The 17,670-nt window shown below is 74.7% G+C and carries 14 protein-coding genes; 1 reads left to right on the forward strand and 13 read right to left on the reverse strand.

Annotated elements, in window-relative coordinates; translation table 11 throughout:
• Nucleotides 1-180: 180 nt before the first annotated feature.
• The 12 genes from BLA60_RS37270 to BLA60_RS37325 are packed head-to-tail and all read right to left on the reverse strand — an operon-like array spanning nt 181 to nt 13,007.
• A complete protein-coding gene (locus BLA60_RS37270) occupies nt 181-1,908 on the reverse strand; it encodes a golvesin C-terminal-like domain-containing protein (protein ID WP_075137792.1) in 1,728 nt (575 codons plus the stop codon).
• A gap of 29 nt (nt 1,909-1,937) precedes the next feature.
• The gene (locus BLA60_RS37275) at nt 1,938-2,906 is read right to left on the reverse strand and encodes an alpha-ketoacid dehydrogenase subunit beta (RefSeq protein ID WP_075137793.1); all 969 of its coding nucleotides are present in this window, start codon (nt 2,904-2,906) and stop codon (nt 1,938-1,940) included.
• Nucleotides 2,903-3,850: a thiamine pyrophosphate-dependent dehydrogenase E1 component subunit alpha gene (locus BLA60_RS37280; protein ID WP_075137794.1), complete on the reverse strand. Its 948-nt coding sequence runs from the start codon at nt 3,848-3,850 to the stop codon at nt 2,903-2,905. Before BLA60_RS37280 ends, BLA60_RS37275 begins: the two co-directional genes overlap by 4 nt.
• An 11-nt stretch (nt 3,851-3,861) precedes the next feature.
• Nucleotides 3,862-4,908 carry a LacI family DNA-binding transcriptional regulator gene (locus tag BLA60_RS37285; RefSeq protein WP_075137795.1) on the reverse strand — a complete coding sequence of 349 codons (1,047 nt, stop codon included), beginning with the start codon at nt 4,906-4,908 and terminating at the stop codon, nt 3,862-3,864.
• Between the two features lie 36 nt (nt 4,909-4,944).
• Nucleotides 4,945-5,667: an SDR family NAD(P)-dependent oxidoreductase gene (locus BLA60_RS37290; RefSeq protein WP_075137796.1), complete on the reverse strand. Its 723-nt coding sequence runs from the start codon at nt 5,665-5,667 to the stop codon at nt 4,945-4,947.
• A complete protein-coding gene (locus BLA60_RS37295) occupies nt 5,664-6,779 on the reverse strand; it encodes an enolase C-terminal domain-like protein (protein WP_154814861.1) in 1,116 nt (371 codons plus the stop codon). The genes BLA60_RS37290 and BLA60_RS37295 overlap by 4 nt, the downstream gene beginning before the upstream one ends.
• Nucleotides 6,776-7,747 carry an ABC transporter permease gene (locus BLA60_RS37300; RefSeq protein WP_162293069.1) on the reverse strand — a complete coding sequence of 324 codons (972 nt, stop codon included), beginning with the start codon at nt 7,745-7,747 and terminating at the stop codon, nt 6,776-6,778. The genes BLA60_RS37295 and BLA60_RS37300 overlap by 4 nt, the downstream gene beginning before the upstream one ends.
• 26 nt (nt 7,748-7,773) lie before the next feature.
• On the reverse strand, nt 7,774-9,297 hold the full coding sequence (locus tag BLA60_RS37305; RefSeq protein ID WP_084735926.1) for a sugar ABC transporter ATP-binding protein: 1,524 nt from the start codon (nt 9,295-9,297) through the stop codon (nt 7,774-7,776).
• Nucleotides 9,288-10,256, reverse strand: coding sequence for a substrate-binding domain-containing protein (locus BLA60_RS43970; protein WP_075137799.1), 969 nt, complete (start codon nt 10,254-10,256; stop codon nt 9,288-9,290). Before BLA60_RS43970 ends, BLA60_RS37305 begins: the two co-directional genes overlap by 10 nt.
• Nucleotides 10,257-10,270: 14 nt before the next feature.
• The gene (locus BLA60_RS43975) at nt 10,271-11,245 is read right to left on the reverse strand and encodes a DUF4432 family protein (RefSeq protein WP_075137800.1); all 975 of its coding nucleotides are present in this window, start codon (nt 11,243-11,245) and stop codon (nt 10,271-10,273) included.
• The gene (locus BLA60_RS37320; protein ID WP_075137801.1) at nt 11,242-12,198 is read right to left on the reverse strand and encodes an MBL fold metallo-hydrolase; all 957 of its coding nucleotides are present in this window, start codon (nt 12,196-12,198) and stop codon (nt 11,242-11,244) included. Before BLA60_RS37320 ends, BLA60_RS43975 begins: the two co-directional genes overlap by 4 nt.
• A gap of 38 nt (nt 12,199-12,236) precedes the next feature.
• Nucleotides 12,237-13,007, reverse strand: a complete 771-nt coding sequence (locus BLA60_RS37325; RefSeq protein WP_075137802.1) for a glucose 1-dehydrogenase — start codon at nt 13,005-13,007, stop codon at nt 12,237-12,239.
• 144 nt (nt 13,008-13,151) lie between these two features.
• Here BLA60_RS37325 and BLA60_RS37330 point away from each other — a divergent pair, with 144 nt between their 5' ends.
• Nucleotides 13,152-14,309 (forward strand): mandelate racemase/muconate lactonizing enzyme family protein, encoded by a 1,158-nt coding sequence (locus BLA60_RS37330; RefSeq protein ID WP_211288986.1) that lies wholly within the window; start codon nt 13,152-13,154, stop codon nt 14,307-14,309.
• 735 nt (nt 14,310-15,044) lie between these two features.
• Here BLA60_RS37330 and BLA60_RS43980 read toward each other — a convergent pair.
• A complete protein-coding gene (locus BLA60_RS43980; protein ID WP_075137803.1) occupies nt 15,045-17,627 on the reverse strand; it encodes a tetratricopeptide repeat protein in 2,583 nt (860 codons plus the stop codon).
• Nucleotides 17,628-17,670 lie beyond the last annotated feature (43 nt).

Raw genomic sequence — 17,670 nt, forward strand, 5'->3', positions numbered from 1 at the left:
ACCTGGTCGATCATCGCCCTCGGCGGGTTGATGTCGAACGGCCCGTCCACCGGCCGCCGGGCGGTCATCTCCTCGGCGGGCGGCAGGGTCGCGTCGGCCTCGGTGACCCGCTCGGTCCAGTTCGCGGGCCGGGCAAGTTCAGAACTTGTAACACAAGTTTGCCAACGCGATTCCCCGCGCTCAGCGGGGGCGCAGCCGTACGGCGTCGGCCACCACGTACCCGTCGGCGTCGTCGGTGAGCAGAACGTTGCCGCCCGGCCCGAGGGTGAACGTGCCGAGGCGGTGCCAGGCGCCGCCGCCGGTGCGCTGGTCGACGCGCACGGTGGTCGTGCCGCGGGTGTGCTCGACGGTGTAGGGCGCGTCGGAGGCCTGCGAGTCCGAGGAGATCCACCACGCGTACACGTCGTAGGTCCTGGTCGCGGTGAGCCGGGGGGTGAACCGCACGGACGCCTCGCCGGTGCCGGCGGCCTTGTACCGCACCCCCGTGCCGAACACCTGCGGCCCGTTGACCGCCGGGCTCCCGACCGTCCACCGCCCGGTCACGGCCACGCCCCGGTCGGTGTTGCACACGACGATCTGGTCGGCGGCGTTGGTGGTGCGCAGCGCACCGTGGTGGGCCAGCCAGTGGGTCAGCCAGGTCTCCGCCGCGCGCGCGGCCACCCACTCCTCACGCCCGGAGTACGTGTCCTCCTCGGGCGAGCGGTAGGTGCTGCCGTCGCTGGCCTGCCCGCCGGGCAGCGGGCGGCGCTGCATGTCCAGCACCCGCTTGGCGTGCCGCCGTTCCCACGCGCCGGCACCCCGGTGGGCGCGGAACACACCGGCCATCGCGTCCAGTTCGGCGAAGTGGGCGCGGCGCATGGTGCCCCAGTCGTTGCCCTGCGGGTAGTACACGTCGTCGGAGCCGGGGACGTACATCGTGCCGGTCGGGTTCGCGGCGGTCGGCGGCAGGAAGCCGGGGCTGTTGGGGCACGGGCGGTCCGGCGAGGGCCACCACGGCTTGTCCACCAGGCTCTCGTAGAGCACCGGCAGGCCGTGCAGGGCGTTGACCGGGATCCGCCGCCCGGCCAGCCCGTACACCAGGCCACCGCTGACCATCTCGCTGATCGTGGTGACGTAGTCGGGGTGGTAGATGTTGTGGTTGACCAGCGAGCCGTCCTCGTTGATGTTGGTGCCCTCCAGCCAGTCGCCGACCGGACGCCCACGCACCACCCGCTGGTTGTCCACATCGGACGGTCGGGCGAACGCGCCGATGCTCAGCTCGGCGGCCTTGTACGCCCAGCCGGCGCGGCGACTGTGCCAGGGCATCATCACCCCCGCCAGGAACAACAGCCGCGAGTTCCACGCGTTCTCCTCGGCCTTGGTGTCCCCGCACGCCCCGGTGTACCGGCCGGCGCGGTTGCGCCAGTAGGGCAGCGGCCAGCCGAGGAACCGGTTCGCCTCGAACTCGACCATCCGCCACACGTGGTGCTGGTCGGTCTCGGACAGGTCGTGCCAGACCAGCCAGCCGGCGTTGCCGGCCAGCGCCGCCCACAGCGCGGTCTGCCAGTCGTAGCCCCAGCCGCCCTCGGTGTTGACCCGGTGGTGGAAAGCCAGTGAGCGCACCAGTTTCGCGGTCATCTCGCGGGCGGTCCGTTCGCTCACCCCGGTCGACCTCGCGCTGTAGGCGCCGGTCGCCAGGGCCACGGCCAGCGCGTACGCCTCGCTCGCCGGCGGGCGGATGTTCGGCTCGGCGATGCCGCCGAGGTCGAGGTGGTCACCGGTCTGCGCGTCGTAGTCGCGCACCGTGTGCCACCAGGTGGTCAGCGCGTACCGGTTGGCGTTGGCCAGGATCCGCCGGATCCTGGCCGCGTCGCCGTCGGTCGGCTGGCTCCTGGTGAACCGGCTCCGGTCGAACGGTCGTACCCGCATGGTGTTCTCCGTTCCGTGGGCGACATCTCTCAGTAGGCGAGCTGGCGGTGGGCCTGGTCGACGATCCGGTCGACGGTGGGCAGCCAGGCGTCCTCCAGCGGCCCCGCGTAGGGCACCGGCGTGTCGTCGGAGGCCACGAGCACCGGCGGGGCGTCGAGCAGGTCGAAGTGGTCCTGGGCGATCCGCGCCACCAGCGACGCTCCCCAACTGCCGCCGGCCGGACCCTCCTGCACGACCAGCAGCCGCGAGGTTTCCGTCAGGCTGGCCACGACCGTCTCGTCGTCGAAGGGCACCAGCGTGCGGGGGTCGATGACCGTCGCCTCGACACCGTCGGCGGCCAGCCGCCCGGCCGCCTCGACCGCGCGGTGGCGCATCTGCTGGGTGGCGACGACCGTGAGGTCCCCACCCCGGCGGACCACGTCGGCCACGCCGAGCGGGACCAGCGCCGCGTCCGGCCCGACCTCACCCTTCACCGCGAACAGGTTCTTGTGCTCGAACACCACCACCGGGTTGTCGTCACGGATCGCGGTGCGCAGCAGGCCGTAGAGGTCGGCGACGGTCGCCGGCACGGCGATCTTCAGACCCGGCACGTTGAGCAGCCAGTTCTCCGCCGGCTGGGAGTGCTGGGCGGCGAACCCGGCGCCGGCGCCGTTGGCCATCCGGATGGTGACCGGCACCCGGAACTGGCCGCCGCTCATGTACCGGTACTTGGCGAGTTGGTTGGCCAGTTGGTCGAAGCAGACACCGGCGAAGTCGGCGAACATGATCTCGGCGACCGGGCGCAGTCCCATCAGCGCCGCGCCCAGCGCCGCCCCGACGATGGCCTGCTCGGAGATCGGGGTGTCGCGCACCCGCTGCGGGCCGAAGCGCTCCAGCAGCCCGACGGTCGTCTTGAACGCGCCACCGGCCGCCGCCACGTCCTCACCGAGGAGGATCACGCGGTCGTCGGCGGCCATCTCGTCACCGATGGCCCTGGCGATCACCTGGCGGTAGTTCATGCGTACACGCCCTCCAGCCGGGTGTCGGGATGCGGCATCGGCCACGACAGGGCCCGTTCCAACGCCTGCGAGACCTCGGCGCGGGCCCGCTCACGCACCGCGTCCAGCTCGGCGGGGGTGGCGGCGCCCTGCTCGGTGAGCCGGTCGGCGAGCAGGGTCACCGGGTCGCGGGCCAGCCAGCGTTCCAGCTCGCCCGGCGGCCGGTAGGTGGCCGGGTCGGACCGGGAGTGGCCCTGCTGGCGGTAGGTGTCGGCCTCGACGAGGGTCGGCCCGTCGCCGGCCCGCGCGCGGGCCACGGCGGTGGCGGCGACCGCGCGGACCGCGCCGACGTCGTTGCCGTCCACGAACACGCCGGGGATCCCGTAGCTGGCGGCGCGGTCGGCGAGCCGGGCGACCGGGGTGGTCGTCGCCAGCGGGCTGTACTCGCCGTACTGGTTGTTCTCGATGACGAACACCACCGGCAGCCGCCAGATCGCCGCCAGGTTCACCGACTCGTGGAAGGCGCCGATGTTGGTGGCGCCGTCACCGAGGAAGGTCACGGTGACCGCGCCGGTCCCCAGGTGCTGGGCGGCCAGCGCCGCGCCGACCGCGATCGGCAGCTGGGCGCCGACGACCGCGTTGGAGCCCAGCGCGCCGACCGACGCGTCGGTCAGGTGCATGGACCCGCCCCGGCCGCCGCACACCCCGCCCGCGCGGCCGAGGATCTCGCCGAAGCAGCGGTCCAGCGGGCTGCCCATCGCCAGCACCGCGCCGTGGCCCCGGTAGGTGCAGGTCATCGTGTCGCCCGGCGCCAGCTCGCCGCACACCCCGACCGGCACCGCCTCCTGGCCCTGGCACAGGTGGGTACTGCCCCGCACGAGGTCGCGGGTGAACAGGTCCCGCACGGCGTCCTCGAAGTGGCGGATGCGCAGCATCGCGCTCAGGTCGGCCAGCGAACCGGACATGGCGGCCCTCCCTAGGTCGGACGTTTCGGTGGTGGCGCACAGCTGTGGTCGGCGCGGAAACCGGTCGGCAGCGTGACCCGGCGCCGCGCCCGCCCGGACAGCCGTTCCAGCAGCAGCGCGGCGGCGACCTCGCCCAGGTCGCCCAGGTCGCGGGTCACCGTGGCCAGCGGCGGGCGCAGGAACTCCACCAGCGCCACCTGGTCGCAGGTCACCAGCGACAGGTCGGTGGGCACGGTGAGCCCGGCGGCGCGCACGGCCGCCAGCACGCCGGGCAGGATCTGGTTGCCGCCGGCGATCACCGCGGTCGGCCGCCCCGCTCCGCCGGCCAGCAGTGCCGCCGTGGCGTCGCGGCCGTGCGCGGCGGTGAACCCGCCGGGGCGCACGGTGACCTCCAGGTCCGGCACGCCCCGCGCGAACCGGCGCAGCACGGCGGCGCGTTCGCGGGCCGGCAGCACCCGGGGGTCGCCGTTGACCAGTGCGATGTGCCGGTGCCCCAACCGGTACAGGTGCTCGACGGCCGCGCTCAGGCCGGCGCGGTGGTCGCTGTGCACACCGCTGGCGCGCGGCAGCTTCGCGCACACCCGGTCGACCAGCACACACGGCCCCGGGTAGCGCTCCAGCTCGGCGATGGTGGCGGCGTGTCTCTCGTCGGCCATGGCCAGCAGCAGCCCGTCGGTGCGCCGTTGGCGCAGCAGCCGGATGTGCTGGGCGTCCAGGTCGGGGTCGCTGGTGGAGTTGACCAGCAGCAACGAGTACCCGGCGCGGCGCAGCGCGGTCTCGGCGCCGAGGGCGATCTGCGCGGTCAGCGGGTTGGAGATGTCGCCGACGACGTAGCCGACGGTCATGCTGGCGCCCCGGCGCAGGCTCTGCGCGAGGTGGTCCGGTTCGTAGCCGAGCGCGGCGACCGCGTCCAGCACGCGGTGGCGCATCAGCTCGCTGACGTCGGGGTGGCCGGAGAGCACGCGGGACACCGAGGACAGCGCGACCCCGGCCCGCTCGGCGACCTGGCGCACGCCGGCGCGGCGGGTGGGATCGGTGCGGGGCTCGTCGGTCGTCATGGCGCCATCCTCCCGAGCGCGGCGGGTTCGGGCCGGCTAACCGGCCCACACCCAGCCACCGTCGGCGCACACCGTCTGGCCGGTCACGAACCGGGCCCCGGCGGAGAGCAGGAACTCGACCACCCCGCTGACGTCCTCGACCCCGGCGAGCCCACCCAGCGGCGGGCGCCCGGCCAGCTCGTCGAGGTCGACGTCACCGCGGTCGGCGGCGGCCCGCAGGAACGGGGTGTCCACCCAGCCGGGCGCGACCGCGTTGACCCGGATCCCGCGTCCGGCCCACTCCACGGCCAGGCAGCGGGTCAGCGCGACGACCCCGGCCTTGGCCGCGCAGTAGGCGGCCCGGCGCGCCAGGCCCCGGAACGCGGCGATCGAGGCGACGGTGACCACGGCGCCACCGTCGGGCAGGTGCGGGTAGGCGGCCTGGCAGGCGTAGAACGTGCCGCTGAGGTCGACGTCGAGCACGGCCCGCCAGTCGGCCGGCGACTGGTCGGCCGAGGCGCCGACGCGGGTGATGCCGGCCGAGGTGACCAGGGCGTCGATCGGTCCGTGCCGCGCGGCGGCACCGGCGAACGCGGCGCCCAGCGCGTCCGGGTCGGTGACGTCGGCCGGGGTGTGGTCCACACCCAGCGCCGACGCGGTCGCCCGCGCGGCGGCGGCGTCCCGGTCGACGATCACCACCTGCCAGCCCTGGGCGGCCAGCCGTCCGGCGACCCCCCGGCCGATGCCGTTCGCGCCACCGGTCACCACCGCGGTACTCATGGGTCTCCCGTCCGGTAGGTCGTCGGTGGGGTGGCCGCGAGCGTCTCGACGACCGTCCAGTCCAGCCGGTAGCCGAAGCCCGGTTCGTCGGGCACCGTGACGCCACCGCCGGTCAGCCGGGCGAGGCCGTCGACGAACCGTTCCAGGCCGAACCCGCCGGCGCCCGGGGCGACGCACTCGAGGACCGCCGCGCCGGGGAAGCCGGCGACGAGGTGGCGGTGGACCTCCGGCCAGAAGTGCGGCACCAGGCCGGGGCCGGCGGTGGCCGCCAGGACGCGGGCGAAGGGTTCCGGGCCGCCGAGCACGGTGGCGTCCGGGCGCAGGTGCTCGACGAGGCCGGTGGCGGCCAGCGCCTCCAGTTCGATCACCGACGCGCAGACCTCGCCCAGTGCCAGCGGCGGTCGCCGCACACCGGCCAGGGCGCGGACGGTGTCCAGGCCAAGCTCGTAGGGCACCGGCTCCTCGACGAAGGCCAGTCCCTCGTCGGCCAGCCGGGGCAACCACTGTCTGGCCAGCGGCACCGGCCAGGCGCCGTTGACGTCCAGCGCCACGCCGACGCCCTCGCCGACCACGGCCCGCACCCGGCGCAGCCGGGCCAGGTCGACCTCGGGGTCGGGGCCGCCCATGAGCTTCACCCAGGCCGCGCCGCCCTCGGCCGCGAGCGCCGCCTCCCCGGTCTCGGTCGCGCTCGCGTCGTTCTCGACCGGCGCGTACCCGATGGCCACGCCGGCCGGGACCACGGCCGGCACCGGGACGTCCGGGGCCAGCAGCCGCCACACCGGTTCGCCGGCGGACCGCGCGCCGGCGTCGAGCAGCGCGAGGGTGACCGCCGCGGCCGCCCGGCTGATCGCGCCGTCCCAGCCGAGGTTGCGCAGCCCCACCCGCAGACCGTCCACATGCGACAATCGGGGCAGTACGACGGTCGCCAGGGACGCGGCCACGTCCAGCCCCCTGGTCAGGACGAAGGCCGCGCCCTCGGCGCCGTCGGCCAACCGCGCCCGCACACAGCAGTACTGGCGGGCGTCGATCACCAACCGGCCGGCCCGCACCGGCCGCTCCAGCGGCACGTCGACGGTCGCGCAGGTCAGCTCCACGAGCGGGGCGGTCGTCACGGCCAGCCCCCCGCCGCGGCCGGCCGGGAGCGCCGCCCACCCCGGTACTCCTGGATCATCACCGCGACCACCAGCAGCGTTCCCTGCGCCACGAACTGGTAGAACCGCGGCACGTCCAGCAGCACCAACCCGTTCTGCAACACCCCGAGCAACAGCACCCCCAGCACCGTGCCGGCCACCGTCCCCCGCCCGCCGGCCAGCGCGCACCCGCCGAGCAGCACCGCGGCGATCGACTGCAACGACAGGTTCGGCGCGCCCGAGTCGGCGACACCGGCGCCGCTGCGCGCGGTCAGCAACACCCCGGCGATCCCGGCGACGACCCCGGCCACCAGGTAGATCCCGGTCGTGTACCGGTTGACCCGCACCCCGGCCAGCCACGCGGCGGAGGTGTTGCCGCCGATGGCGTACACGTTGCGACCGAGATCGGTGTAGCGGAGCACGACGTGGAACACCACGACGGCGACGACCAGCACGGCGAGCGGCACCGGGACCCCCAGAACCCGGCCCGCCCCGAGAGCGAGGAACCCCGGCGTGCGCACGCCGATCGCCTCGCCACCCGCCAGGATGAACGTCACGCCCTGGAACGCGGAGAACGTCGCGAGCGTGGTGATGACGGCGTTCACCCTGCCGAACCTGATGAGCGCGCCGTTGATCAGGCCGGCGGCCGCGCCGGCCGCCACCCCCAGCGCCACTCCGGCCACCGTGCCGGCCGCCGCACCGATCGCCGCGGCCACCGAGGCCACCCCGACGACCGCACCGACGGAGATGTCCAACCCGCCGGAGATCACCGTGACCGTCTGCGCGAGCGCGACCAGCCCGAGCAGCGACACCGCCACACCGATGTTGACCAGGTTGATCGGGAGGAAGAAGGCGGGCCGCTGGCTGCCGACGACCACCACCAGCAGCCCGAGCGCCAGCAGCAGGCTCAGGTTCTGCCCGCCGACCGCCCGCACGACCCTGGCCGTCACGGTTCTGACCGTCACCGTCCTGGCCGTCATGACGACCCCGGCAGGGCCAGCGCGAGCAGCTTCTCCTCCGTCGCCTCGGCGCGGGTCAGCTCACCGGTCACCCGCCCACCGGCGAGCACCAGGATCCGGTCGGCCACCGCCAGCAGCTCCGGCAGCTCGGAGGAGATCAGCACCACGGCCATACCCCGGTCGGCGCGCTCGCGCACGATCCGGTGGAGCTCGGCCTTGGCGCCGACGTCGACCCCCCGGGTCGGGTCGTCGAGCACCAGCACCCTCGGGTCGGTCGACAGCGCGCGGCCGACCACGACCTTCTGCTGGTTGCCGCCGGAGAGCGTGTTCACCGGCGCGTCCAGGGACCCGGCCCTGATCCGCAGCGAGGTGGCCAGCCCACTGGCGACCCGGCGCTGCTCACCGACCCGCACGAACCGCGCGACGGTGAGCCGGCGCAGCACCGACAGCGTCAGGTTCTCCCGCACGCCCCGGTCCAGGACCAGCCCGTCGGCCAGCCGGTCCTCCGGGGTCAGCGCTATCCCGGCGTCCAGCGCGGCCCTCGGCCCGGCCGGGCGCACCGGCTCGCCGTCGACGGTGATCCGCCCGGCGGTGATCGGGGCCGCGCCGAACAGCGCCCTGGCCAGCGCCGAGCGGCCGGCGCCGACCAGCCCGGCGACACCGAGGATCTCACCGCGCCGCACCGACAGCGACACGTCCCGCAGCCGCCGCGTGCACAGCCCCTCGACCCGCAGCCGCTCGGGGCCGGGCCGCGTCCAGGCGGGCGCGGCGGCGAGCGCGCGACCGACCATCCGGCGGACGAGGTCGGCGTCGGACACCGCGTCCGCCGGCTCGTCGGCGACCAGCACGCCGTCGCGCAGCACGGCGATCCGGTCGGCCACCCGCCGGACCTCCCGCAGCCGGTGGGAGACGTACACGATCGCCACCCCGCCGGCCGCCAGCCGCTCCACGACCGCCAGCAGCCGGTCGGTGTCGTCCTCGGCGAGCGCGGCGGTCGGCTCGTCGAGCGCCAGCACCGCCGGACGCTCACGCAGCGCCTTCACGACCTCCACGAGCTGGCGCCGCGCCGGGCTCAGCCGCTCGACCGGCGTGCGCGGATCCAGCTCGGCGCCCAGCCCGTGGCGGGCGAACTCCCGGGCCGCCGCCGCGTACAGCCCGGACCAGCGCACGACCCGGCGCCCGGTCGACGCCGCGCCGACCGCCCCGAGGAACAGGTTCTCGGCGACGGTCAGCGACCCCACCAGCTCCGGTTCCTGGTGCACGACCCGCACCCCGGCGGCCCGCGCGGCCCGGGGCCCACCGAAGCCGGCGCGCTGGACGCCCCCGATCACCAGCGTGCCGGCGTCCGGCGGGACCTCCCCGGCCAGCACCCGCAGCAGGGTCGACTTCCCCGCCCCGTTCTCCCCGACCAGCCCGACCACCTCACCCGCCGCCACGGCCAGGCCAACGTCGTCGAGCGCCACCACGCCGCCGTAGCGTTTGCCGACCCCGCGCAGCTCCAGCGCCGGCACACCGCCGCCCCGCACGCCGCTCACCCGCACGGCAGCTCCCCGGCGGCGGTGTCCGGCCCGACCAGCTCGCCGGTGAACAGCGTCACCGCCGGCAGTGGTTCGCCCCCGGTGAGGTGGCGGTGCAGGGTGGCGACCGCGATCCGGCCGTTGTCCCTCGGGTCGAGCGCGACCGCCGACCGGTAGGCCGACGCGCCGCCGGCCGCCCACTGGTCGCACGCCAGGTTGGCGCCCAGGCCGACGCCGATGACCCGGTCGGCGCCCATCCCGGCGTTGGCCAGCGCCGTGATCGCGCCGACCACGCCCTCGTCGTTGCACGACCAGACGATCCAGTGGCGCACGTCGCGGTGGTTGTTGAGCGCGGCGCTCACGGTGTCGTTGGCGGAGTTGAGGGTGCCGTCGTACTCGACGCGCAGCACGGACTCCGCCAGGCCCGGCTCCGCGTCGGCGAACGCCGCCAGCGCGCCGTCGGTGCGGTCCATGCAGGTCGACACGCCAGGCAGCTCGACCGACACGACCCGCACGCCGGCCGGGTCCCAGCCGCTGCCCTGGTGGAGCCGGGCCGCCTCCGCGCCGACGTCGGCGCCGACCTGCTCGCCGTCGAGCGCGACGACCGGCACCGGGTCGCCGGCGGCGTCGTCGAACGAGTCCGGGGAGGCGAGCAGCGGGATGCCGGCGGCCGAGGCCTTGGCGGCGATCGCCGGGCCGATCGCCGGGTCCTGGATGGTGACGATCAGACCGTCGGCGCCGGCCGCGATCGCCGTGTCGGCGGCGGAGAGCTGCTGGTCGGAGCTGTCGGTGAACTGCACGGCCAGGTCGAGGCCCAGCCGCTGCGCCTCGGCCCGCGCGCCGCCGGCGACCTGCTGGAAGTAGGTCGTGCCGCCCTGGGAGCGCAGCAGGAACGTCACCGAGGTCGCCGAACCGGTGTCGGTGCCGCAGGCGACGACCGGCAACAGCAGCAGGGCGCCGAGTGCACGGCGGTACCGGGCCATGATGACGCTCCTCGTCAGGTTCGCACGCCGCCGTCGGCGTCCACAGCGGACACCGGGCGCTCGTCGGCGGCGAACAGGGTCACGGTCAGCCGGGTGGACAGCGCGCCGTGCGGTCCCAGCCGGTGCCCCTGCCCCCGGGCGATGGCCGCCGCCAGCCCGTCGTTGGGCCAGGCCGACGCCGGTTCCAGCGCGACGATCCGCGACCGGCCGTACCAGGGGAAGTCCCGGCCGCCGATCTCGGTCCACAGCCAGGCGTGCGGGAACACGGCGGTGTCCCAGCCGAGCGCGACGCCGGTGCCGCGCTCGACGTCGCGCAACGCCGCCCAGCCGCGCGCCAGGCCGGTCAGGTAGACCACGCGTTCGGTCGGCGTGTCCGGCACGGCCCGCAGGTCGACGTCGGCGCCGTCCTTGCCGGGGGCGAACGGCCAGCGCGCCGAGCCGGCGCGCAGGTCGTTGAACTCGGGGTCGTGGTCGGCCGGCACGTGGGTGGCCGCGTCCGGCAGGTCGAGGCGGGCGCCGGGTCGCGCCTCGAACGCCGGGTGGTGGCCCCACAGGAAGTCCACCGGGAAGCCGGCCACGTTGGTCACCGTCTCCTCGATGACCAGGACCGGCCGCCGGTCCTCCAGCGTCATCCGGCGCCGCAGCACCAGCGGCAGCCGGGCGGCACAGTCCAGCACGGCGAACCCGCGTCCACTGTCCACAACGGACCATTCGGCGGCGGACACCTCGCCGTGGAAGGCCAGCGGCACGCCGGCCACCTCGCAGGCCGCACCGGCGTTGGGGAACAGCTCCTGCCAGCCACCCCGGTAGGCCGACAGCCAGTCGAGGTCGTCGCGCCCGTAGCTCACCGACCGCCCGGCCGGCAGCGGCACGTCGGAGGGCTCGTAGTACAGGACGTTGTCCCCGCCCGGGCGGCCGAGGAACCGGATCTCCGCGCCGCGCCCCGGCGCCACCTCGACGGCGATCGCGCCGTTGTCCAGGCGGATCACGGCTCGCCGAGCCAGGTGTACCGGACCCGCCCGTCGTCCCCGGCGCCGACCCGCACCTGCCCGGTGGCGGCCAGCCGTTCCAGGTGCCCGGACAGCGGGAAGTGCAGCGCCGGGTCCGCCTCCCGGGGCCAGTGGCCCAGCGACGCGCCGAGCGCCCCGACCAGCCCGGCCATCGACACCGGTTCCCCTGCCTCGCGCAGGTGGCGCCGGACCGCGCGGTCCACCCGGTCGGTGAACGCGCGCGAGCCGTGCAGGAACTCGGCGACCTGGTCGTCGCGGTACACCGGGTAGTGGCCGGTCAGCAGGACGCGGGGGGCGAGTTGGGTGAGCAGGCCGATGGTGGCCAGGTAGGTGTCGAGGTAGCGGTAGGTCGGCGGGAAGGCCGGCGCGCCGGCGGCGGTCGGGACGGCGTCGCCGAGCACCGCGTCCCCGACGATCACGGCGTTGGCGCGCGGGTCGAACACGCTGACGCTGCCCCAGGAGTGCCCGGGGGTGTGCAGAACGGTGACCCGCCAGCCGTCACCCAGGTCGATCGTCTCACCACCGGTGAGTCCGATGTGGACCGATGTGGTGGCGGTGGCGGCGCGGACGGCGTCCTTGGCCTCGGCGGTCTCGTCGTGGCCGTGCGGGCCGGCGAACTCGCCGTAGCGCCGGGCGATCAGCGCCTCGACGTCCTCGATCATCGGCCGGTCCAGCTCGTGGGCCAGCAGCGACGCGTCCGGGAACGCCTCGGCGACCACCCCGTTGCCGGCGGTGTGGTCCCAGTCGGAGTGGGTGTTGAGCACGTAGCGCAGCGGGGCCGCCTGCCGCACGCGGTCGAGGTAGTGCCCGGCGGTGTCCCTGGTCGCCGTGTCGACCAGCAGCGAGGCCCGCGTGCCGGCCAGCAGGTACACGGCGTTGACCCGCTCGCCGAAGGGCGTCTCCAGGCGGTGGATGCCTTGCGCGACTTCCATGCACGGACTCCGTTGGTCGGTCGGTGGGATCGGTCGGTCTAGGTGGCGAACCTCGCGCTGAGGCCGCCGTCGACGACGACGTCGGCGCCGGTCAGCCCGGACGCCTGCGCCGAGCCGAGGAAGGCCACCACCGAGGCGACCTCGGCCGGGGACACGATGCGGCCCAGCGGATGCACGTCGAGCACGGCGCGTTCGGCGGCGGCCGGGTCGGGCTGGCGGTCGAGGTAGTCCTGGACGAGCCGGGTCCTGGTGTAGCCGGGGGACACGGCGTTGACCCGGATGCCGCGTGGGCCCTCGTCCAGCGCCAGGCTCCTGGTCAGCCCGAGCACCCCGGCCTTGGCCGCGGCGTAGGGGAAGGCGCCGGCCTCGGTCATCCGCGCGTGGATGGAGGAGATGTTGACGATGCTGCCGGCGCCGGCGGCCCGCATCGCCGGCAGCACGGCCCGCGCGCACAGCCACACCGCCTTCAGGTCGACGACGAAGACCTGGTCCCACTGCCGCTCGGTCATCGTGGCCGCGTCGAAATAGGCGGCGACACCGGCGTTGTTGACCAGAATGTCGATCTTCCCGAGCCGGGTCAGTGTTTCCCCGACAGCGGCGGTGACCTGCCCGGAGTCGGTGACGTCGCATTCCAGGAAGCGGCTGCCGGAAAGGCGGCGTTCGGTGTGCCGACCGGTCACCGCGTCCCGGTCGAGGAACACGACCTCGGCCCCCTCGGCGAGGAACGTCTCGACGATCGCCTCACCGATGCCTTGTGCCCCACCGGTCACGATCGCGGACCGGCCGGCCAGCCGTCCTGACGCAGGCATCCGCCTCACCGTCCGCCGGGGATCCTGGAAACCTTACCAATGCCAATCTGGCAGGCGGATATCTGACAAGTCAAGGACAGTTGACCCGTGGCCTTTTCCCATGTGACCATTTACCGGAAACGATTCCAGTAGCGGGAGAGCGGCGTGTCCGACGAACTCGTTGATCAATTCTCTGATCAGTTCACCGGCGCCGGCCCGTTGACCATTCGCGCCATCGAGACGGTCCCGGTGGTGGCGGCGCTGCCACGCACCTACCGGGGCAGCAACTACGCCATGACCCACCGGGCGACGCTGATCACCCGGGTGATCACCGAGCAGGGCGTCACCGGCGAGGCCTACGTCGGCGACGAGGACAAGGTCCTGCCGGCGCTGGCCGACATCGTGCACCGCGAACTGGCCCCCCGCCTTGTCGGAGCCGACGCCTTCGCCGTGGAGAGATGTTGGGAAAGCGCGTTCCCCGCCACCTTCGACATCCTGCGTGACCGCCGCCTCGGCCTGGTGGCCCTGGCCGGTGTCGACTCGGCCATCTGGGACGCCGTCGGCAAGGCGCTGCGCCAGCCGCTGTGGCGCCTGTGGGGCGGCTACCGCTCAGCCCTGCCCATGATCGTCATCGGCGGCTACTACGGCGGTCCGTCGGGGATCGCCGAGGAGATCGCCGAGTACCGCGCCATGGGCCTGGCGGGCGTGAAGTTCAAGGTCGGCGGCCTGCCCCCCGAACAGGACGCCGCCCGCGTCACCGAGGCCCGCACCGCCGCCGGCGACGACTTCGTGATCGCCGTCGACGCCAACCAGGGCTACACGGTGACCGAGGCCCTCGACCTGGCCCGCCGGATCGCCGACCTGGACATTCGCTGGTTCGAGGAACCCGTGCGCTGGCCCAACGACCGCCGCTCCCTGCGCGACGTGCGGCACGGCGCCACGATCCCGGTGTGCGCCGGCCAGAGCGAACACTCCCCCGCCGGCTGCCGGGACCTGATGGAGGCCGGTGCCATCGACGTGTGCAACTTCGACGCGTCCTGGTCCGGCGGCCCCACGGCGTGGCGCCGCACCGCCGCCGTCGCCCACACCTACGACGTGCAGGTCGCCCACCACGAGGAACCCCACATCGCCGGCCACCTCCTGGCCAGCCAACCCCACGGAACCTACGTCGAATGCTTCCACCCCGACCGCGACCCGTTCTGGTGGAACCTCGTCGCCAACCGCCACCCCCTCCGCGACGGCACCCTGCGCCTACCGGACGGCCCAGGCCTGGGCTGGACCCTCGACCCGGACTACATCGCCCACCACCGCACAGACCAGTGAACGGCGACCGAACCCGCCCCCGAACCCGACACCAAGACCCGACACCCGACACCCGCCGCCCGAAGTACGGCACCCGATGTAGGGCCTCCGGCACACCCGACACGCCCGGCACCCGGCACACCGGCACGCCGACGCCCAGCACGGACGCACGACATCCGGCACCTCACCCGAAACCCCGCACTCCGCACTCCGCACCCCGCACCCCGCACCCCGCACCCCGCACCCCGCACCCCGCACCCCGCACCCCGCACCCGAAACCCAGCATCCGCCATCCGGCACCCAGCTTCCGGCACCCCGGCATCCGGAACCCGGCACCCAGCATCCGCCGCCCGAAACCCGAAACCTCGGCATCCGGGCATCCGGGCATCAGACGCTGACCAGACCCACCCCGTCGCCGTGCCAAACTGATCCCCACACCCGCCGCGCCCCCGTGCTCTCCCCTCGGGCCCGCGGGGGCCCCCCGCTTTCCAGCGTAGCGAGAGACACCGACAGTTCTGGCGCGGTCGAGGCCGGGGTGTGGACAAGTCACCGTGAGCGAGCCGTGGCCCGGACCGATGACGCCACGTCGCGACAGCCCGGTGTGGCCCCTGCCGATCATGCCGCCGTCACCAGGGCATGGCCGGCGCCAGGAGTCGGGTCGGGTCGGGTCGGGACCAGAGCCGTCACCCTGGCCTGTGGCCGACCCCGGATCACCCGGTCCGGTCGCGCTGCCGAAACCCGCGGCCAGGCGGGAACTCAACCGAGAGCGTCCAGACGGGCCCTCAGTCGATGGGCGTCGTCCGGGCGTTGTTGGGTTTGGTAGAGGTCCAGGGCTTCCTGCCACGCCGCGCGGGCCTCAGCGGCTTCGCCCAGTGCCAGGTGGGACTCGCCGAGGCCGTTGAGGGTGTTGGCGATTTCGTAGGTGTAGCCGAGGTCGCGTAGCAGGGCCAGGGCCTGGCGGTAGTGGTCGACGGCCTGGCTGTGCTCGCCGGTGTGGTGGGCGACGTAGCCGAGGCTGTCGAGGGCGTAGGACTCGCCGTCGGGGTTGTCGTGGTGGCGGTGCAGGGTCAGGGCGGCGGTGCAGTGTTCACGTGCCCGCTGGTACTCGCCCAGTCGCGCGGCGTGCCAGCCCATCTCGTTGAGTGCTTCGGCCTCCCACACGGCGTTGTCCAGCTCGCCGTAGAGGGCGAAGGCGTCGGTGGCGTGGTCGAGGGCCTGGCGGTGGTCGCCGCGCTGGCCCCAGGCTCGGGCGAGCATGCGGTGGGTGTGGGCCTGGTTCGTCCGGTCCCGCTGGGTCTCGGCCAGGGTCAGGGACCTTCCCAGGTGCTCGATCGAACGGTCGTGTTGGCCGACCTCGGCGTGGGCGTAGCCGAGGACCCGGTGGGCGCGGATCTGGGCGGCGGGGTCGGCGAGGGCGTCGGCGGCGGCCAGGCCGGCGCGCCAGACCGCCAGGCGGTCGTGGGCCCTGCCCCGGCGGTCGTGGTAGGTGCCGAGTGTCCAGGCCAGTTGCCACACCTGCTGGTGCCAGCCGCGCACGGCGGCGGTGTGTTGGGCGGCCAGTACGGTGGCGTGTTCGGCGTCGAGCCACTCCAGGGCGGTGGCGTGGTCGGGCAACGGGAGCGGGTGGCAGCCCGCCACCGGCGGGTCCAGGGGGACGGGCGGACGGTGGGGGTCCAGCAGGCGGTCGGCGGCGTACGCGGTGTGCAGGTAGAAGTCGACGATGCGGCGCTGGGCCGCGGCCAGCGCCTCCGGTGACTGGCGGCGGGCGGCGGTGTCGGTCGCGTAGCGGCGGATCAGATCGTGCATGGCGTAGCGGCCCCGCCCGTCTCGGCTCACCAGCGACACCAGTTCCAGTTCGGCCAGTGACGCCTTGGCCTGCGGCAGACCAACGAGGCCAGCGGCGGCGACCTCCGGCGGGGCGGCGAGGCCAGTCCCAGCGGCCTCCGGCGGGGCGGCGACGGCAGCCTCCGGCGAGGCAGCGGCAGTGCCAGGCGGACGGCCGTTGAGGCTGGTTCCCGCCGTAGGCGGTAGGTCGGTGGGGCTGGTTCCCGCCGCAGGCGGTAGGTCGGTGAGACCGGTTCCCGCCGCAGGCGGCAGGCCGGTGAGACCGGTCCCCGCCGCAGGCGGCAGGCCGGTGAGACCGGTCCCCGCCGCAGGCGGCAGGCCGGTGAGGTCGGTCCCAGCCGGTGGCAGACCAGCGGTGGCGGCCGGCCGCGAACCAGCCCCGTCGGCCCCCGACATACCAGCGAGGCTGGCGGCGGCGGCCGGTGTGATGTCGGCGCCGGGGGCGATCGCCAGTAGTTCGAACAGGGTCTGCTGGTCGGGCGGCAGCGCGCGGTGTGACCAGGACAGCGCGGCCGGCAGGCTCGCCGCCGGGTCCTCGTCGGACAGCGCGGCCAGGCCGGCCTCGCGCAGTTCGGCGGCCAGTTCGGCCAGCGGCACGCCGGGGTTGATGCTGGCGCGGCCGGCGAGGATCCCCAGCGCCAGCGGCAGGCCGCCGCACAGCTCCACCAGCTGGGCCACGGCGGCGGGCTCGGCGGCCACCCGGTCACCGCCCACGCGTCCGGCGAGCAGGGTGTGGGCCTCGCCGGTGTCGAGCAGGTCCAGCGGCAGGTGGTGGGCGCTGTGCCGGGTGACCAGCCCGGTCAGCGCCCGGCGGCTGGTGACCAGGACCGTGCAGGAGTCGCCGCCGGGCAGCAGGGGGACGACCTGGTCGGCGCTGGCCGCGTTGTCCAGCACGATCAGCATCCGCCGGCCGGCGACCAGACTGCGGTACAGCGCGGTCTGGGCCGGCAGGTCGGCCGGGACCCTCGCCGCCGGCACGCCGAGACCGTCGAGGAACCCGCGCACGGCCACGTCGGTGGGCAGCGGCTCGCTGTCCGGGCTGAAGCCGCGCAGGTCGGCGAACAGCTGCCCGTCCGGGTAGTCGGCGAGGTGCCGGTGCGCCCAGTGCAACGCCAGCCAGGTCTTGCCCACTCCCCCGCCACCGCCGACGACCACGGTCCCGGCCGACGACGACAGCGCCGCCAGCTGCCGCTCGCGGCCGACGAACGCGGCCGGCTGGGCAGGCAGCTGACGCGGGACCGGGCCGGTGGGCGCGGACGACCCGCCGGCCCCTGGCCGCATGGCGGTGGCGAGCAGCTCGTCGCGCTGGTCGGGGCGCAGGCCAAGGGAGTCGGCCAGCAGGCGCATGGTGGCCAGCCGGGGGTCGGTCCGTTCACCGGTCTCGAAGCCACGGATCGTGCGCACACCGACACCGGAACGCTCGGCGAGCTGCTCCTGGGTCATCCCCGCCTGGCGCCGAAGCCGCCGCAGCAGCGTGCTGAACTGACCGGTCACCGCCCCTACGCTAGCGGGCCTTGTGCACCGCGTGTGCGGACCG

This window comes from Actinophytocola xinjiangensis, assembly GCF_001921215.1.
GTDB lineage: Bacteria > Actinomycetota > Actinomycetes > Mycobacteriales > Pseudonocardiaceae > Actinophytocola > Actinophytocola xinjiangensis.

Coding starts and splice junctions, on each gene's coding strand:
- BLA60_RS37270 (WP_075137792.1), bottom strand. CDS start 1,908: ATGCGGGTACGACCGTTCGACCGGAGCCGGTTCACCAGGAGCCAGCCG.
- BLA60_RS37275 (WP_075137793.1), bottom strand. CDS start 2,906: ATGAACTACCGCCAGGTGATCGCCAGGGCCATCGGTGACGAGATGGCC.
- BLA60_RS37280 (WP_075137794.1), bottom strand. CDS start 3,850: ATGTCCGGTTCGCTGGCCGACCTGAGCGCGATGCTGCGCATCCGCCAC.
- BLA60_RS37285 (WP_075137795.1), bottom strand. CDS start 4,908: ATGACGACCGACGAGCCCCGCACCGATCCCACCCGCCGCGCCGGCGTG.
- BLA60_RS37290 (WP_075137796.1), bottom strand. CDS start 5,667: ATGAGTACCGCGGTGGTGACCGGTGGCGCGAACGGCATCGGCCGGGGG.
- BLA60_RS43970 (WP_075137799.1), bottom strand. CDS start 10,256: ATGGCCCGGTACCGCCGTGCACTCGGCGCCCTGCTGCTGTTGCCGGTC.
- BLA60_RS37320 (WP_075137801.1), bottom strand. CDS start 12,198: ATGGAAGTCGCGCAAGGCATCCACCGCCTGGAGACGCCCTTCGGCGAG.
- BLA60_RS37325 (WP_075137802.1), bottom strand. CDS start 13,007: ATGCCTGCGTCAGGACGGCTGGCCGGCCGGTCCGCGATCGTGACCGGT.